The organism is Bradyrhizobium sp. (genome assembly GCF_049586575.1).
Classification (GTDB): Bacteria; Pseudomonadota; Alphaproteobacteria; order Rhizobiales; family Xanthobacteraceae; genus Bradyrhizobium.
This window is the reverse complement of the sequence record NZ_JBAVCF010000325.1, coordinates 1-2,996: the sequence shown is the minus strand read 5'-3', so window position 1 is coordinate 2,996 and position 2,996 is coordinate 1. Positions and strand designations below refer to the sequence as shown.

The 2,996-nt window shown below is 62.6% G+C and carries 2 protein-coding genes and 1 pseudogene; all 3 read left to right on the top strand.

Annotation, left to right across the window (positions count from 1 at the left end; all coding sequences use genetic code 11):
* Window positions 1-989: 989 nt before the first annotated feature.
* On the top strand, window positions 990-2,300 hold the full coding sequence (gene glyA / locus WB528_RS12600) for a serine hydroxymethyltransferase (protein WP_423888742.1): 1,311 nt from the start codon (window positions 990-992) through the stop codon (window positions 2,298-2,300).
* A gap of 11 nt (window positions 2,301-2,311) precedes the next feature.
* On the top strand, window positions 2,312-2,794 hold the full coding sequence (nrdR, locus tag WB528_RS12595; protein WP_423888741.1) for a transcriptional regulator NrdR: 483 nt from the start codon (window positions 2,312-2,314) through the stop codon (window positions 2,792-2,794).
* A pseudogene (locus WB528_RS12590) lies at window positions 2,791-2,996 on the top strand (bifunctional diaminohydroxyphosphoribosylaminopyrimidine deaminase/5-amino-6-(5-phosphoribosylamino)uracil reductase RibD); the annotation flags it as partial. The gene nrdR and the pseudogene WB528_RS12590, both read left to right, overlap by 4 nt.

The window sequence follows — 2,996 nt, the reverse complement described above, 5'->3', positions numbered from 1 at the left end:
TTGTCGAGGTGCCGAAGGAATGTCCGGGCGACATCCGCGGCCGCGTCTACCGGACCACCAATCTGCGGACCAAGGAAAGTTGGAGCCTTGCCAACGATGTCAAGAATTGCGGTGGCCCCGCCGGATAGGCCGCCCGAGCAGGACGAGCGATAGCGGGGCCGTTGGCGAACGCCGGACGGCGTCGTGCAATTCCGCGACGACATCTATAATCGCGACGGGGTTAGCTAGACCCAGCCGGATGCCGCGCCTCGGAGCGACGGGTCCGAAGCATTTGCTCATCACTTGACACGATTTCGATCGCCGCAACTGATTTGCCCGTCGTGCCAATTCGTCGCGGTCGCGCCGTATTGATCCTCTCCTAAAATCAGCGGCACAATTCCGCCTGTCCCGCGCACCTCAAGAGGGGCGCTTCGCGGTCGTCACGAACGTTGGGTGCGGGATGCGATGGACGCAACGCTGCGCGAAGACGACGCGCATCGATGCGGACGGCAAAGTCGTGTGGTCCTGATGCCTCGACGCTGGCATCAAGTTCTCAAGAAGCTAACGCTTCTCGGGGATGACGGTGGCAAGAAAGCCCGATCGCCGGGGAGAGCACGAAGGACACCGTTAAAACCATCGTGCAGGGAATGTCGATTGATGCGACTTACCTGTGGTGACTATGCTTGTGTGCTTTTTTCATTCGCACACAAGGCCGCGGGTGCGGTCGCGCATCCGGCATTCCCTGCGCCCTTTGCTTTTGCAGGGGCTTGGCGAAAAACTCGGGCCTTCGCGGCTGCGAGAACGCAGGGCTATGCCATTTAGGAGGGCTATGCCATTTAAAGGCAACCTGGGCTGGGCGACCCCCACCATATCTTGCATAAATATCAGGGGGCTACCGCAAGCTCTTGGCCATGGCCGGGCAATGTGGTATCCCGCGAGACCCTTTCGACCGCCATAATGAACCGCCCGCGACACCTTTAACTGGTTGCGGCGGTGGAGATATTTCGCCCATGAGCTCTTCGCCCTCAAGCGCCAAGACCACTTCCGCGCCCGACTCGTTCTTCACCGCCACCCTGAGCGAGGCTGATCCGGACATCGCCGCCGCCATCCGCGGCGAGCTTGGCCGTCAGCGCCACGAGATCGAGTTGATCGCGTCGGAAAACATCGTCAGCCGCGCGGTGTTGGAAGCGCAGGGCTCGGTGCTGACCAACAAATATGCCGAAGGCTATCCCGGCAACCGCTACTACGGCGGCTGCGAGTGGGTGGACGTGGTGGAAACGCTCGCGATCGAGCGCGCCAAGAAACTGTTCGGCGCGAGCTTCGCCAACGTGCAGGCCAATTCCGGCAGCCAGATGAATCAGGCAGTGTTCCTGGCGCTGCTCCAGCCGGGTGACACGTTCATGGGGCTCGATCTCGCCGCCGGCGGTCATCTCACCCACGGATCGCCGGTCAACATGTCCGGCAAGTGGTTCAAGGCCTCGCATTACACCGTGCGCCGCGAAGACCAGCTTCTCGACATGGATGCGATTGCGAAGCAGGCCGAGCAAATTCGGCCAAAGCTGATCATTGCCGGCGGGTCGGCCTATTCGCGGCCCTGGGATTTCAAGCGTTTCCGCGAAATTGCCGACAGCATCGGGGCCTATCTGATGGTCGACATGGCGCATTTCGCGGGGCTTGTGGCCGGCGGCGTTCATGCTTCGCCCGTGCCGCACGCGCACGTCACGACCACTACCACGCACAAGTCACTGCGCGGCCCGCGCGGCGGCCTGATCCTCAGCAATGACGAGGCGCTCGCCAAGAAATTCAACTCGGCGATTTTCCCCGGCCTCCAGGGCGGCCCCTTGATGCACGTGATCGCGGCCAAAGCGGTGGCCTTTGCCGAAGCCTTGCGGCCGGACTTCAAGATCTACGCCAAAAACGTCGTCGAGAACGCCAAGGCGCTGGCGGAGTCCTTGCGCGCCGAAGGCCTCGATATCGTCTCGGGCGGCACCGACAACCATCTGATGCTGGTCGATCTCCGGCCGAAGGGGTTGAAGGGCAACGTTTCGGAAAAGGCGCTGGTGCGCGCGGCGATCACCTGCAACAAGAACGGCATTCCCTTCGATCCGGAAAAGCCGTTCGTCACTTCAGGCCTGCGTCTCGGCACGCCTGCGGCGACCACGCGCGGGTTCGGGGTTGCCGAATTCAAGCAGGTCGGCGGCATGATCGCCGAGGTTCTGAACGCGGTCGCGCAGTCGAAGGACGGCGCCGCGCCGCTGGTGGAATTGGCGATGAAGGAACGCGTGAAGGCGCTCACCGACCGCTTCCCGATTTATCAATAGGGTCTCATCCGATGCGTTGCCCAAGCTGCAACAGTCTCGATACGCAGGTGAAGGACTCCCGCCCGACGGAAGATTCCGCCGTGATCCGGCGCAGGCGCGTATGTGTCGCCTGCAATTTCCGCTTCACCACGTTCGAGCGCGTGCAGCTTCGCGAATTGACGGTGATCAAGCGCAACGGCCGCAGGGTGCCGTTCGACCGCGACAAGCTGATGCGCTCGGTGCAAATCTCCTTGCGCAAGCGGCCGGTGGATACGGAGCGGGTCGAGAAGATGGTCTCCGCCATCGTGCGTGAACTCGAGAGCGGCGGGGAAGCGGAGATATCATCGGAGGCGATCGGCGAGATCGTGATGGAGCATCTGCGCCAGCTCGACGACGTCGCCTATGTGCGCTTTGCGTCGGTCTATCGCAATTTCAGAGAGGCCAAGGATTTTGAAGCCGTGCTCGGCGAGCTCTCCGGCGACGACGACGCGCGGATCGCCCTGTTACGCAAATGATCTTCCGCATTCTGGAAGACCAGTGGAAGCAAAAAGCGGCGGATTCGAAAGCGGCCGATTGGCGCTTCATGCAGCTCGCGCTCGCACTCGGCCGGCGCGGTTTGGGGCGTACGCATCCTAATCCGGCGGTGGGCGCCGTCGTCGTCAGGGATGGCGTCATTGTCGGCCGCGGCTGGACCCGGCCCGGCGGGCGGCCCCATGC